Source organism: Haloarcula nitratireducens, assembly GCF_019599505.1.
Genome location: NZ_RKLT01000001.1, coordinates 708,639 through 722,460, shown reverse-complemented (window position 1 = coordinate 722,460; position 13,822 = coordinate 708,639). Strand labels below are relative to the sequence as shown.

The 13,822-nt window shown below is 66.2% G+C and carries 9 protein-coding genes; 4 read left to right on the top strand and 5 right to left on the bottom strand.

The features are described from left to right. Both EGH23_RS03730 and rocF read left to right on the top strand, forming a co-directional pair. On the top strand, nucleotides 1-921 hold the full coding sequence (locus EGH23_RS03730) for an NAD-dependent epimerase/dehydratase family protein (protein WP_220578673.1): 921 nt from the start codon (nucleotides 1-3) through the stop codon (nucleotides 919-921). A gap of 194 nt (nucleotides 922-1,115) precedes the next feature. Beyond that, nucleotides 1,116-2,030, top strand: coding sequence for an arginase (rocF, locus tag EGH23_RS03725; RefSeq protein ID WP_220578672.1), 915 nt, complete (start codon nucleotides 1,116-1,118; stop codon nucleotides 2,028-2,030). 3 nt (nucleotides 2,031-2,033) lie between these two features. Here the strand turns inward: rocF and EGH23_RS03720 are convergent, their stop codons facing one another. From EGH23_RS03720 to gyrB, 3 genes are all read right to left on the bottom strand, one after another. Then, nucleotides 2,034-3,077 (bottom strand): ferredoxin--NADP reductase, encoded by a 1,044-nt coding sequence (locus EGH23_RS03720; RefSeq protein ID WP_220578671.1) that lies wholly within the window; start codon nucleotides 3,075-3,077, stop codon nucleotides 2,034-2,036. 114 nt (nucleotides 3,078-3,191) lie between these two features. Then, the gene (gene gyrA, locus EGH23_RS03715; RefSeq protein WP_220578670.1) at nucleotides 3,192-5,642 is read right to left on the bottom strand and encodes a DNA gyrase subunit A; all 2,451 of its coding nucleotides are present in this window, start codon (nucleotides 5,640-5,642) and stop codon (nucleotides 3,192-3,194) included. Next, a complete protein-coding gene (gyrB, locus tag EGH23_RS03710; protein WP_220578669.1) occupies nucleotides 5,639-7,567 on the bottom strand; it encodes a DNA topoisomerase (ATP-hydrolyzing) subunit B in 1,929 nt (642 codons plus the stop codon). The genes gyrA and gyrB overlap by 4 nt, the downstream gene beginning before the upstream one ends. A 179-nt stretch (nucleotides 7,568-7,746) precedes the next feature. Between gyrB and EGH23_RS03705 the strand changes: the two genes are divergently transcribed. Next, nucleotides 7,747-10,179, top strand: coding sequence for a DNA topoisomerase VI subunit B (locus EGH23_RS03705; protein ID WP_220578668.1), 2,433 nt, complete (start codon nucleotides 7,747-7,749; stop codon nucleotides 10,177-10,179). 1 nt (nucleotide 10,180) lies between these two features. Next, nucleotides 10,181-11,287 (top strand): DNA topoisomerase IV subunit A, encoded by a 1,107-nt coding sequence (locus EGH23_RS03700; protein WP_220578667.1) that lies wholly within the window; start codon nucleotides 10,181-10,183, stop codon nucleotides 11,285-11,287. Nucleotides 11,288-11,334: 47 nt separating this feature from the next. Here the strand turns inward: EGH23_RS03700 and EGH23_RS03695 are convergent, their stop codons facing one another. Both EGH23_RS03695 and ligA read right to left on the bottom strand, forming a co-directional pair. Next, nucleotides 11,335-12,081, bottom strand: a complete 747-nt coding sequence (locus EGH23_RS03695; RefSeq protein WP_220578666.1) for an MBL fold metallo-hydrolase — start codon at nucleotides 12,079-12,081, stop codon at nucleotides 11,335-11,337. Nucleotides 12,082-12,147: 66 nt separating this feature from the next. Then, on the bottom strand, nucleotides 12,148-13,803 hold the full coding sequence (ligA, locus tag EGH23_RS03690; protein ID WP_220578665.1) for an ATP-dependent DNA ligase LigA: 1,656 nt from the start codon (nucleotides 13,801-13,803) through the stop codon (nucleotides 12,148-12,150). Between the last annotated feature and the right edge of the window lie 19 nt (nucleotides 13,804-13,822).

Genomic DNA, 13,822 nt, shown 5'->3' with positions numbered 1-13,822 from the left:
ATGCAGGACAAGCGGATCTTAGTGACCGGCGGCGGCGGTTTCATCGGCTCGAATCTGGCGAACTCGCTCGCGGCCGAAAACGACGTCGTCGCGCTCGACGACGGCTATCTCGGGACGGTCGACAACGTGGACGAGCACGTCGAATACGTCGAGCGGAGCGTCCTCGACGACGACTTGCCGACGGACGTGGACGTCGTGTTTCACCTCGCCGCGCTGTCCTCGTACGCGATGCACGAAGACGACCCGACGACGGGCGCTCGCGTCAACGTCGAGGGGTTCGTCAACGTCGTCGAGCAGGCCCGCGACGACGGCTGTGACACCGTCGTCTACGCCTCGACGTCTTCTATCTACGGGGACCGTACCGAACCCTCGCCGGAGGACATGGAAGTACACGCGAACACCGGCTACGAGGCGTCGAAGCTCGCTCGGGAGAACTACGCCGAGTACTTCCACAATCACTACGACGTGTCGCTGGCCGGGATGCGCTTTTTCTCCGTGTATCAGGGGATGGAAGAGGGGGCCGAAGCGCACAAGGGCGAGTACGCCAACCTCATCGCGCAGTTCGCGGACGACATCGCCAACGGCGAGAACCCCGTGATCTGGGGCGACGGCACGCAGACCCGCGACTTCACGCACGTCGACGACGTCGTTCGCGGGCTCGAGCTCGCGGCCGACCGCGAACTGAACGGCATCTACAACCTCGGAACCGGCGAGCAGTACAGCTTCAACCATCTCGTCGACGTGCTCAACGAGACGCTCGGAACGGACGTGGAACCGGTGTACGAAGACAACCCCATCCCGGAGGACGTGTACGTCCACGACACCTGTGCGGACTACTGGAAGATCCACGAGGCGACGGGCTGGGAGCCGACGATCTCCTTCGAGGAGGGCGTCGAACGCGTCTGCGAACAGTACGACTGAGACGGAGAGGATCGAGAGAGCGAACAGTTACTCGCCGTCGCTCCCGGCCGTCGCCGTGACGGTCTAGTCGTGTGCCTCGACGATAGAGGAGATGCGAGGCGACCTCGTCTGACCCCATCGATGAGTGATAACACGAGCGATACTGCCTCAACTAATGTCCCTACTTTTATTCGGTCGCTGACGTAGCACGGTGTATGGACAGAACCGTCCGCGTCCTCGGCGTTCCGATGGACCTCGGGGCCGACCGGCGCGGCGTCGATATGGGGCCCTCGGCGATCCGCTACGGGGGGCTGGCCGAACAGTTGGACGGACTCGGCGTCGACTGCACCGACGGCGGCGACCTCGCAGTGCCGAGACCGGAAGCCCGCGACCCGGACGCGGACCAGCCCCGCGGCGGGCGGGCGAAGTTCCGCCGAGAGACGAGAGAGGTCTGCGAAGACGTGCGAACGGCCGTAAGCGGCACTATCGACGACGGCGAGTTCCCGCTGGTTCTGGGCGGTGACCACTCTATCGCCATCGGCACCGTCGCGGGTGCGGCCGAACCCGACGAGTCGCTCGGCGTCGTCTGGTTCGACGCCCACGGCGATTTCAACACCCCCCAGACGACGCCGAGCGGGAACATCCACGGGATGTCGCTCGCGGCCATCCTCGGCAAGGGGTCGTTCGCCGACGAATCGTGGGCCCACACGCCCGCGGTCAGCGAGGAGAACGTCGTACTGGTCGGACTCCGTAACCTGGACGAAGGCGAGCGGCGCCTCGTCCGCGAGAGCGACGTGACGGCGTACTCCATGTCCGACGTCGACGCTCGGAGCGTCCCGGAAGTCGTTGAAGAGGCCCTCGGTATTGCGGCGGACGGCACCGACGCTATCCACGTCTCGCTCGATATGGACTGGCTCGACCCGACGGAAGCCCCCGGCGTCGGGACGCCGGTTCGGGGCGGCGTCTCCTACCGCGAAGCCCACGTCGCCATGGAGTACGTCGCGGAGCGACACGACAAACTTCGGACGATGGAACTGGTCGAGGTCAATCCCATCCTCGACGACCACAATCAGACCGCGGAACTCGCCTGCGAACTGGCCGCGAGCGCGTTCGGCAAGCGAATCCTCTAGGGCTCACCCGAACCCTTCGTACTGCATCGAGTCCTCGGGGACGCCGACCGCTTTCGCCGCGCGGACGAGCGTCGTCACCATCGCCGTGACGCCACAGGCGTACAGTTCGGTGTTCTCGGGACGGATTCTCGCGTCGACGTCCGTCTTCGGCCGTTCGGTCGCGACGTCCGCGAACGCGTCGGGTAGGTCCGTCTCGTCGAGTTCGTCATCCAAGTACTTGATGAACACCTGCTGGACGTAGTCGGTCTCGCCGTCCCAGTCGGTCAGCAGCGACTCGCGGGTCAGCGTCGGGACGAAGTGGAAGTTCTCCCGCTCGTCGGCGAGCTCGCGGAAGTGCTCCCGGTGTGGGATGTCGTCTTCCCAGCCACAGCCCAGGAACAGCCAGACGTCCCGCTGTTCCCCGTCGACGGTGTCTCTCCCCTCCTCGAACGTGTAGTCGATCATGCTCTTGAACGGGGCGGCACCGGTCCCCGTGGCGAGAAACACCATGTCCCGGTTCGAGGGCTCGTCCAACGTCATCTCCCCGTTCGGACCGCGGACGACCACCTGGTCGCCGACCTCGAGTTCCTGGAACAGGTCGCTCGTCAACCGGCCGCCGGGGACCCGCCGGACGCCGAAGGCCAGTTCGTCCTCGTTGGGCGAATCCGCCAGCGAGTACGCCCGCGGCGTGTCGTGGAACTGGAGCGTGACGTACTGCCCCGGTGCGAAGTCGAGTTCCTCTTCTGCCCGGACCCGCACCTGCAACAGCGACGGATACGCCCGTTCGAGTCGGTCGACGAGCGTCGAGATGTCGTCGCGGCGGTGCTCCGAGACGTCGATCGCGTCCAGTCGCTCCGATAGCTCCTCCCATTGGTACTCAGCGCCGTCGTGAATCTCGTCGAGCCAGTTCGCCCCGTCGAGGGGTTCCAGCTGGCCGCGGATGGCGTCTTCCACCGCTTCCGTGCGGTTGTCGTCCATCGCCTCCGCGAGCGTCACCGTCGCGGACTCCGTCACGAGGGGGAGCTGTTCGACCCGCTCGTGTTGAGACAGATGCTCCCGAACGTCCATACCCGCCGTAGCGTCCCCGCCCTGTTAGTCCCTCACCTTTCATTGACAGCGGCGCGTCGCTGACCGGACGGATTTGTTGCCAAAACGCCCGAATCGCAGAGCGATTCGAGTCCGCTATTCTTCGGCGACCGCCGCCGGAACGACCGTCACGCTCGCCACACGGTCGTCGTCCTCCAGTTCCATGATGGTCACGCCCATCGTGTTCCGCCCGAACTGCGAGACGTCACCGGCCCGGATGCGCATTATCTGGCCGCGCTCGGACATGATGACGAGGTGGTCGTCCTCGCCGACCGCCTTGGCCGTTCGGACCCGACCGTTCCGGTCGTTGGTCTTGATGTCGACGAGCCCCTTGCCGTAGCGGGACTGCGCGCGATACTCCGCGAGGAGGGTCCGCTTCCCGTAGCCGTTCTCGGTCACCGTCAGCAGCGCCCGGTCGTCGTCGTCGTCGGTGGCGACCATCGCCGCCACCTTGTCGTCGCCGGTCAGTCTGATCCCGTTGACGCCGCGGGCCGACCGGCCCATCTCGCTGACCTCGTCCTCGTCGAAGCGGATGGTCATACCCTCTTCGGAGGCGATGACGAGGTCCATCGTGCCGTCCGTGACCTCGACGTCGATCAGTTCGTCCCCGTCTTCGAGCTTCGCGGCGCGGATGCCGGTCGAGAGGATGTTCTCGAAGTCCGTCGCGCACGTCCGCTTGACGTAGCCGTCGCGAGTGACCATCGTGATGCACTCGTCCTCCTCGAAGTCGTCGGTGGAGACGACGGCGGTGAGCTCCTCGCCGTCGTCCAGGTCGATGAGGTTGATGGCGGACTTCCCGCGCGCCGTGCGGGACATCTCGGGCACCTCGTAGGTCTTCAGCCGATAGACCTGCCCCCGGTTGGTGAAACAGAGCAGGTAGTCGTGGCTGTTGGCCCTGAACACCTTCGAGACGCGGTCGCCCTCCTTGGGGTCGGCCCCGATAATGCCCTTCCCGGCGCGGTTCTGCGGATCGAACTGCTCGACGGGCATCCGCTTGATGTAGTCGTCTTCGGTGATGACGACGACGCAGTCCTCCTCGGGGATGAGGTCCTCGTGCGTGACCTGTCCCGCGTCCTCGATGACGTTGGTCCGCCGTTCGTCGTCGTACTCGTCTTGGATCTCGCGGAGTTCGTCCGTGATGACGCCGTCGAGTTTCTCGCGGCTGGCGAGGACGGCTTCGAGGTAGGAAATGGTGTCCTGGACGTCCTCGTACTCCTCCTGTATCTCGGCGGACTCCATCGAAGTGAGCGAACCGAGTTGCATCCGGACGATGTGGGCCGCCTGCTCCTCGGAGAAGTCGAAGGACTCCTGGAGGCCGCTTCTGGCGGCGTCGCGGTCCTCGCTGTTGCGGATGAGTTCGACCACGTCCTCGACGTTCTCTAAGGCCTTCAGCCTGCCTTCGAGGATATGAGCGCGCTCTTCGGCCTCCGCTAAGTCGTGTTCGGAGCGGCGGCGAACGACCTCGCGGCGGTGCTCGACGTAGTGTTGCAGGCTCTCCTTCAGCGAGAGGACCTGCGGTTGGCCGTCGACCAGCGCGAGGTTGATGACGCCGAAGGTGGATTCGAGGTGGTGGTCGAGCAGTCGGTTCTCGACCACGTCGACGTTCGCGCCGCGCTTGAGCTCGACGACGACGCGGACGCCGTTGCGGTCGGACTCGTCGCGCAGGTCGGAGATACCCTCGATCTTCCCCTCGTTGACGTCGTCGGCGATGCGCTCGACGAGGCGGGCCTTGTTCTCCTGATAGGGGAGTTCGCTGATGACTATCTGCCCGGCCTCGCGGTCGACCTCGTACTCGGCGCGCACTCGCAAGCGGCCGCGGCCGGTCGCGTACGCCGAGTAGATGGCGTCGCGGCCGACGATGTTGCCGCCGGTCGGGAAATCGGGTGCCTTGACGTGTTCCATCAGCTCCTCGACGGTCGCGTCCGGGTTCTCGATGAGGTGGACCGTCGCGTCGACGAGCTCGCCGAGGTTGTGCGGCGGGATGTTCGTCGACATCCCGACGGCGATGCCCGACGAGCCGTTGAGCAGGAGATTCGGCACCTTCGCCGGCAGCACGTCCGGTTCCTGCAGGCGGTCGTCGTAGTTACTCGAGAAGTCGACGGTGTCCTTCTCGATGTCTTCGAGCAGTTCCTCGGCGAGGGGGGCCATCCGCGCTTCCGTGTATCGCATCGCTGCGGCCGGGTCGCCGTCCATCGACCCGAAGTTGCCCTGACCGTCCACGAGCGGATAGCGCATCGAGAAGTCCTGTGCCATCCGGACGAGCGTGTCGTAGATGGCCGAGTCGCCGTGCGGGTGGTAATCACCCATCGTCTCGCCGACGATGGACGAGGACTTCCGGTGGGCGGTGTTCGAGGAGACGCCCATCTCGTGCATCGCGTAGAGGATGCGGCGGTGGACCGGTTTCAGCCCGTCGCGCACGTCCGGCAGCGCGCGGCCCGCGATGACCGACATCGCGTAGTCGATGTAGGACTGCTCCATCTCCTCCTCGATGCGGACGTGCTTGATGCGGTCCGCCGGCGCGTCGGAGTCGGGTACGTCGGAGCTCATATGTCCACCCACTCCGCCTCAGGCGAGTGCTCCTTGATGAACTCCTTGCGCGGTTCGACGGCGTCGCCCATCAGGATGTTGAACATCTTGTCGGCGGCCGCCGCGTCCTCGATGGTGATCTGCTTGAGGATGCGGTTGTCGGGGTCCATCGTCGTCTCCCAGAGCTGCTCGGGGTTCATCTCGCCCAGTCCCTTGAACCGCTGGACCTGGGTCGGGTTGCCGTCGCACTTCTCCTCGACGATGCGGTCGCGTTCCTCCTCGGTCATGGCGTCGTAGGTGTTGCCGCGGTAACGGACGCGATACAGCGGCGGTTGCGAGGCGTAGACGTAGCCGGCCTCGATGAGCGGCTTCATGTGCCGGTAGAGGAGCGTCAACAGCAGCGTCCGAATGTGCGCGCCGTCGACGTCGGCGTCCGTCATCATGATGATCTTCTCGTAGCGGACGTCCTCGATGTCGAACTCGTCGCCGATGCCGGTTCCCAGCGCGGTGATGAGGTTCCGGATCTCGTTGTTCTCCAAGATGCGGTCGAGGCGGTGTTTCTCGACGTTCAGAATCTTCCCCTTGATGGGGAGGATGGCCTGGAACTCGGGGTTGCGCCCCTGCTTCGCGCTCCCGCCCGCGGAGTCGCCCTCCACGACGAACAGTTCGGCCTCCTCGGGATCTCGGGTCTGACAGTCGGCCAGTTTCCCGGGCAGGGCCGTCGAGTCGAGCGCGGACTTCCGGCGCGTGAGCTCCTCGGCTTTCTGGGCGGCCTTGCGGGCCTTCGCGGCCTCGACGGCCTTCCCGACGATGACCTCGGCGGTGTCGGGGTTCTCCTCGAAGTACGTCGAGAGCCCGTCGTGCATCGTCGACTCGACGATGCCCCGCACCTCGCTGTTGCCGAGTTTGGTCTTCGTCTGGCCCTCGAACTGGGGGTCGGGGTGTTTGACCGAGATGACCGCCGTCAGGCCCTCGCGGATGTCGTCGCCCTTCAGCGTGTCGTCCAAGTCGTTCAACAGGTCGTTGTCGGTCGCGTAGTCGTTGATGACGCGCGTCAGCGACGTCTTGAACCCGGTGAGGTGCGTCCCACCCTCGCGCGTGTTGATGTTGTTGGCGAAGGCGTGGATGGAGCCCTGCAGGTCGTCGGTCCCCTGCAGGGCGATCTCGACCTTGACCGGGCCGTCCGCGATCTCCTCCTCGGCCTCGAAGAAGACGATATCGGGGTGGAGCGGTTCTTTGGTCTCGTTTAAGTACTCGACGAACTCGCGGATACCGCCGCCGTACTCGAAGCGCTCTTCGGTGCCGTCTCGTTCGTCGTTGATCGTGATGGCGACGCCGGAGTTGAGGAAGGCGAGCTCTCGCAGACGGGACTCCAGCGTCGAGAAGCTGAACTCGCCGGTCTCGAAGATGTCGTCGTCCGGCCAGAACCGAACCGTCGTGCCGGTCTCTTCACCGGGTTCGAGGTCTCGAACCCGCTCTAGTTCGTACTCGGGTTCGCCGTGGTCGAAGCGCTGCTTCCAGAGCGCGCCGTCCCGCTTGACCTCGACTTCGAGCCACTTCGAGAGGGCGTTGACGACGCTCACCCCGACGCCGTGCAGGCCGCCGGAGACCTGGTAGGACTTGTTGTCGAACTTCCCCCCGGCGTGGAGGATGGTCATCACGACTTCGACGGCCGGGCGGCCGTGCTCCTCGTGTTCGTCCACGGGGATGCCTCGGCCGTCGTCGGTGACGGAGACCGAACCGTCCTCGTGGATGGTTACGTCGATAGTGTCACAGTAGCCCGCGAGGGCCTCGTCGATCGCGTTGTCGACGACCTCGTAGACGAGATGGTGGAGACCGCGGGCATCGGTCGACCCGACGTACATCGCCGGCCGCTTGCGGACGGCCTCTAACCCTTCTAAGGTCTGGATCGACTTTGCGCCGTACTCATCAGACTCTCCTGACATAGGAACTGATTTCCCCTAGTCGATGCGGGATTATAAAGTTCCCGCACGCGCGTGTGCGCGGCGGCCGATCGAGATGATAAGCCGGTCCTACCGACCGCCGCCTCTCGGCGCGAGCGCCTTTCACTTTCACCCCGGTGGCGATTACCTTTTAACCTCGACGGCGGTACCTTAGGCACGACATGACCTCGTATCAGTCTCAACTCGGCGAGGGAGAAGGCATCGCCGAGGAGCTGGCCGAATCGCAACGGGCCATCTCCATCGCCGAGTTCTTCGAGAAGAACAAGCACATGCTCGGCTTCGACTCGGGGGCCCGGGCGCTCGTCACCGCCGTCAAGGAGGCGGTCGACAACGCGCTCGACGCCTGCGAGGAGGCCGGCATCAAACCGGACATCTACGTCGAGATCCAGGAGGCCGGCGACTACTACCGCCTCGTCGTCGAGGACAACGGTCCCGGCATCACGAAGGAACAGCTCCCGAAGATCTTCGGGAAACTCCTCTACGGCTCTCGGTTCCACGCCCGCGAACAGAACCGCGGTCAGCAGGGTATCGGTATCTCCGCCGCCGTCCTCTACTCGCAGCTCACCTCCGGCAAGCCCGCGAAGATAACCTCCCGGCCGAAGGGGCAGACCGACGCGCAGTACTTCGAGCTCATCGTCGACACGGACTCCAACGAGCCCGAGATCAGCGTCGACGAGACCACCTCGTGGGAGCGCCCGCACGGCACCCGCATCGAACTGGAGATGGAGGCCAACATGCGCGCTCGCGGCAGCCTTCACGACTACATCCAGGACACCGCGGTCGTCAACCCCCACGCCCGCATCGAGTTCGACGAGCCCGGGCTGGACGAGCCGCTGAAGTTCGAACGCGTCGAGGGCGCGGGCCTTCCCGACGAGACCGAGGAGATCCGCCCGCACCCCCACGGCGTCGAACTCGGCACGCTCCTGAAGATGCTGGAGGCGACGGACTCCTACTCCGTCTCCGGCTTCCTCCAAGAGGAGTTCACCCGCGTCGGCGGGAAGACCGCGCGGAGCGTCGTCCAGAACTTCAACGACCGCCACTACGGCCGCGGGATGGCGTGGCAGCCGCCGAAGGTACAGGAAGACGTCGACGTCGCGTCGGCCGTCGAGGACGCCGTCGCCAACAAGGGCGCGACGGCCACCAGCGAGTTCGCCGAGGCCATCTCGGATGCCGTCCACGATCGCGACCGAGTGGCTCATCACGAGATCGAGGCCATCGTCGCCGAGGCGGCCGAGTCGGTCGAGGCCGACCACGGCACCACGTTCGGCGAGACGGTGCGGGGGAACGCCGTCGCCGCCGCGTGGTCGGTCGTCACCGACGAGCGGGCGAGCGACCTCTACGAGCTGGTCGACGCGGCGACGACAACCCGGAAGGACGACGCCGTCGTCGAAGGACTGGCGAGCCGACTGGCCGACAAGTTCAGCGAGGCGCTACGGGCCTCGGAGAGTCGGACGAAGTCCGACGGAACGGAGAGCCGCCACCGTCTCACCCGCGACGAGTTCCGCGAGTACGTCGACCGCGCGGCCGACATGACCGAGGAGCAGGACGACGCCACCTTCGGCGAGACGGCCAGGGAGAACGTCGTCGACCAGTTGTGGGACGCGGCCGTGCGGGTCCCCGACGACCCGCCGAACGTCTCGGCGGTGGCCGACGACCGCGACACGGCGAGCGAACTCCTGACCGCGATGCGGCAGACGGACATCATGTCGCCGCCGACGGACTGTCTGGCCCCGATCACCGCTGAACTGGTCGAGTCCGGGCTGCGAAAGGAGTTCGACGCGGACTTCTACGCCGCTTCGACGCGCGACGCGGCGGTCCACGGCGGCGACCCGTTCATCGTCGAGGCGGGCATCGCCTACGGCGGCGAACTCAAGGCTGAGGGGAGCGTCGAGGTGATGCGCTTCGCTAACCGCGTCCCGCTGGTCTACCAGCGCGGCGCGTGTGCGACGACCGACGTCATCAAGACCATCAACTGGCGCAACTACAACCTGGACCAGCCCGGCGGGTCGGGCGTTCCGAACGGCCCGGCGGTCATCATGGTCCACGTCGCCTCGACGAACGTCCCCTTCACCAGCGAGTCGAAGGACGCCATCGCCAACGTCCCCGAGATGGAAGACGAGATCGAACTCGCCATCCGGGAGGCCGCCCGCGAACTCAAGAGCTACCTGAACAAGCGCCGCTCGATGCGCCAGCGCCGCGAGAAGCAGGACAAGCTGGCGACCATCCTCCCGGAGATGGCCGAGAAGTTGACGCAGGTCACCGACAACGAGGAGCTGAACATCGACGACTCGATCGCGCGCATCATGAACAACGTCCTCGTCGAACGGGAGGTCGAGGACGGGACGGTTCGCCTCGTCGTGGAGAACAACGACGACGTGAACGCGGACGTGGACCTGACCGACATCGTCACGGCCCGCCCCGAGGTGAGAAACGGCGCGAACGTCGTGGAGATGGACGGCGAGTGGTTCGTGAAGTGGTCCGCGACGGTCGAGCCGGGCGAGACGGCGGTACTGGAGTACAGCGTGGCAGACGACGCCGAGTTCACCGTCTCGGTCGACGGCGTCGAAGACGAGAAACTGACGGTGGACGCCTGATATGAGCACAGAATCAGACACCCCACAGAAAGAGGAAGAGGCCCGCCAACAACTCATCGACCTCGCGGCCGAGTTCTACGACCAGTTCGCGGAGGGCGACGTGCCGCGGATGACCCTGCCGACGCGGACGAAGTCCAACATCGAGTACGACGAGGACAAGGACGTCTGGGTGTACGGCGACCGCACCTCCACCCGGTCGGCGAAGTCGGTTTCGGGCGCGGAGAAGCTGCTGAAAGCGACCTACACCATCGACTTCCTCGCCCAGCAGTTAGAGGAGGACCGCTCGTCTACCCTGCGTGAACTGTACTACCTCTCGGAGTCCTGGGACCTAGAGGAGGCGCAGTTCAACAGCCAGGACGAGTCCAACGACCTCGTCGAGGACTTAGAGATCGTCTCGGAGGTCACCCGAGAGGACTTCCACATGCGCCCCGAGGAGTCCGGCGCGACGCTCATGGGACCGCTGCAGATCCGCGAGCAGACCCGCCGCGGCGAGCGCGAGATCCACTGTCAGGAGGACGTCGGCGAGGGCGGTTACCAGATTCCGAACAACCCCGACACCATCGAGTTCCTGGACCACGACGCCGACTTCGTCCTCTGCGTGGAGACCGGCGGGATGCGCGACCGGCTCGTCGAGAACGGCTTCGACGAGGAGTACAACGTCATCGTCGTCCACCTCAAGGGCCAGCCCGCGCGGGCGACCCGCCGCATCACCAAGCGACTCCACGACGAACTCGACCTACCCGTCGTGGTCTTCACAGACGGCGACCCGTGGTCGTACCGCATCTACGGCTCGGTGGCCTACGGCTCTATCAAGTCCGCGCACCTCTCTGAGTACCTGGCGACGCCGGAAGCCGAGTTCGTCGGCATCCGCCCGGCCGACATCGTGGAGTACGACCTGCCGACCGACCCGCTCGGCGACTCGGACATCAACGCGCTCGAATCCGAACTGGAGGACCCCCGCTTCCAGACGGAGTTCTGGCGCGAGCAGATAGAGCTCCAGCTCGACATCGGGAAGAAGGCCGAACAGCAGGCGCTGGCCTCCCGCGGTCTCGATTTCGTCACCGACACGTACCTGCCCGAGCGGCTGACCGAGATGGACGTCATCTGAGGGCCGTCGCGTCCGGACGCGAACGGGCATCGGGCGGCGAAGGGCGCTCAGTCGCGGTCTAAGACGACCGGAACGCGACGGCGGGCGACGTCGGCGGCGAACGCCTCGTCGTCGGCCTCCAGCGAGCCGAACGTGTTGTAGTGCATCGGGAGGACGAGGTCGGGGTCCATCGCCTCGGCCAGTTCGGCCGCGTCGTAGCGGTCCATCGTGTAGCTCTGAGAGATAGAGGGGACGAACAGCGAGACGTCGAGTTCGGAGTGGCCCGGGAGGACGTCCGAGTCGCCGGTCCAGAACACCCGCACGCCGTCCACGGAGAGCAAGAATCCGCAACCGAACCCCTTCGGGTGAATCGGGTCGCCGTTACCGTCGACGTTCGGACCGTCTTCGCGGTTGTACGCGGGGACCGTCCAGACGGGGACGTCGTCGACGACGAGTTCGTCCTCCATCGACACCTCTCGAACGTCGTAATCGAGGTCCGAGAGGCGCTCTAGGTCGCGGCTGGAGTCGCGAACGTTGATACCTTCGAAGGCGACGATCGTCGCGTCGTCTTTCGCGACGCGGCGGATGCCGTCGGGGTCGTAGTGGTGGACGTGCGTGACACAGACCACGTCGCCGTCGTTCGGGGCGTAGTCGCGCGTCGCCGGATGACCGACGCCGGGCGTGTCGGGCTCCCACTCGCCGGTGAGGACGCCGTACCGACCCGGATCGAGGTAGACCACGGTGTCCTCGCCCTCCAGTCGGAGCGTCGCGTAGCCGAGCCACTCGGCCGTGATGCCGTCGTGCCTGATGGTCATACTCCGGGGTACAGACGGCGGTGGTATACGCGTACTGGTCGCGGAATCGTTCCGCGGGCGAGCGGCTCACTCGCTCTCGGCCAGCCGCGTCACGCGGTCAAGCGAGTCGGCGGCGTCGGGCGACTTGTCCTCCCGAACCGCGAGAAAACGCGGGAACCGGAGCGCGTAGCCCGACTCGTAGTTCGTCGAGGACTGGATCTCCTCGTAGCCCACCTCGAAGACGAGTTCCGGGGAGAAGGTCACGTCGCGGCCCTCGCTCGCGGTGACGTGGGGTTCGAGTCGCTCGGTCAGGTCGTCCAGTTCCTCGTCGGTGAGGCCGGTGGCGACGTTGCCGACCGTCGCGTAGCCGTCGTCGGTCCGCACCGAGAGTTCGAACGTCCCGAAAACGTTCGCTCGCCGCCCCTCGCCCCACTCGCCGCCGGTCACCACGCAGTCGAGCGTCTCCACGTCGGGTTTGCGCTTGCGCCAGTTCTTCCCGCGCTTGCCCGGCGTGTAGGCCGCCTCGGGGTCTTTCAGCATGATGCCCTCGTGGCCCGCGTCGAGGGCCGCGGCCTCGATATCGGCGACCTCGTCGGCGTCGTCGGTGAGCCACAGGTCCGAGACCGTCTCCTCGGGAACGATCGAGTCGAGGGTCGCGTGGCGCTCCCGGAGCGGCGCGTCCAGTAAGTCCTCGCCGTCGGCGTGCAGGCAGTCGAAGAGGTGGAGGCGAACCGTCACGTCCTCGCGGGCCGCCGCCACGTCGTGTTTCCGGCGGAACCGGCGGAGCACCTCCTGAAAGGGGAGCGGGTCGCCCGCGTCGTCGACGGCGACCACCTCGCCGTCGAGGATGGCCGGCGCGTCGAGCGACTCCTCGACGGTGGCGACGACTTCGGGCAGCGGGTCGGTCACGTCCTCCATGTTGCGCGAGAAGAGGGTCGCCGACTCCCCGTCGAAGTGGACCTGCACGCGAGCACCGTCGTACTTCCGCTCGACGGCCGCTTCCTCCCAGTCTTCCAGCGCGTCGCTGACGGTGCCGGCCTGTGCGAGCATGGCCTGCACGGGCCGACCGACTTCGAGGTCGACGGCGTCGAGTCCGGCCTCCCCTTCGTCGCGAGCCACCTCTGCGACGTGGCCGTAGTCGTTCGAGACCTGCAGGGCGCGCTCGACGGCTTCGACCGGCACGTCGAACGCGTCCGCGATCGCGTCCCGGACGGTGCCGTCGCCGACGCCGATGCGCATCTCCGAGAGGACGAGTCGGGCGAGGTAGCGGGCCTCCTCGGCGTCACAGCGATTGAACAGGCCGAAGAGCATGTCGACCTTCGTCTCCTGGCTGCCGTCGCCGGAGACGGCCGCGAGGTCCGACAGCTCGCGGTCGACTCCCGCGACGGTGAGGGCGTCGCTCCCGCTGCCCCCGCCGAAGGCGGTCAACCCCTGCTGACCGCCGAAGTCGTAGCTCGCCGCCACGTCGCCGATCTCGCCCCGTTCGGCCAACCGCTCTTCCACGTCGTCGCCGCTCACGTTCTGTCCGGCGGCCCGCGCGATGGCCTCGTAACAGAGGCGCGGGCCGATATCGAGCGTCCGCGACGCGTGGGCGGGAAACACCCGCCCCTGCGCGAAGCGAGCCAGCGTGTCGAGGTCCTCGTCCGCGTCGGCGAGCAACGCCGTGACGGACTCGGTGATATCCGTATCGGCGCTCTCGGCTTCGATGGTGGCGGCGCGGTCGGCGAAGGCGGCGAAGTCCATCAGCCGTCCCTACCGGACA